The sequence below is a fragment of the Myxococcus sp. AS-1-15 genome (assembly GCF_020037055.1).
Lineage (GTDB): Bacteria > Myxococcota > Myxococcia > Myxococcales > Myxococcaceae > Myxococcus > Myxococcus fulvus.
In genome coordinates this window covers 1-870 of sequence record NZ_JAIQDF010000075.1, presented here as the reverse complement: position 1 = coordinate 870, position 870 = coordinate 1, and the positions used below count along the sequence as shown (strand labels likewise).

The following is an 870-nucleotide window of genomic DNA, read 5'->3' as shown; positions in this document are numbered from 1 at the left end:
ACTCGCCACCCACTCCAGCCCCTCCTCCTCCAGCGTCTGCCTCCCCATCCCCACCAACACCGGCGCGGGGCCCACCTCCAGGAAGATTCCCACCCCCTCCTTCCTCAGCGCCTCCATCCCCTCCGCGAAGCGCACCGCCTCCCTCACGTGCGTGCGCCAGTACTTCGCGCTCGCCACCTCCGCCCCCGCCTTCTTCCCGCTCACATTCGAAATCAGCACCCGCTTCGGTGCTTCCAACTTCACCGCACCCACCCGCGCCTCGAAGGCGTCCAGCATCGGCTCCATCTGCGGCGAGTGGAACGCATGCGACACCTTCAGCTTCTTCGTCTTCGCGCCCTTCTCCGCCAGCCGACGCTCCGCCTCCTTCACTCCCTCCTTCAACCCCGCCACCACCCACTGCTTCGGCCCGTTTCGCGCCGCAATCGAGACGCTGGCCTCCAGTCCCTTCACCGCCTCCGCAATCCACTCCTCCGGCGCCTCCACCGCCACCATCTCCCCTTCCCCGCCCAACGCCTGCATCAGCCGGCCTCGCTCCGCCACCAGCTTCAGCGCGTCCTCCACTCCCATGACGCCGGCCACCACCGCCGCCACGTACTCCCCCACGCTGTGCCCCAGCACCGCGTCCGCCTCCACTCCCCAACTCCTCCACATCCTCCACAGCGCGTACTCCACCGCGAACAGCGCCGGCTGCGTGTACCTCGTCTCGTCCAGCTCGCTGCCCTGGCCGAACATCACCTCCAGCAGCGGCTTCTCCAGCACCCCCTCCAGCACCTTCGCGCACTCCTCCAGCGCTTCCTTGAAGGCCGGCTGCGTCCGGTACAGCTCCTCTCCCATCCCCACGTACTGGCTTCCCTGGCCCGTGAAGAGGAA

At 68.3% G+C, this 870-nt stretch carries 1 protein-coding gene; it reads right to left on the bottom strand.

Annotated elements, in window-relative coordinates; translation table 11 throughout:
* Nucleotides 1-870 (bottom strand): acyltransferase domain-containing protein (locus K8625_RS43585; protein WP_223786117.1); only part of this gene is annotated, 870 nt, incomplete at both ends.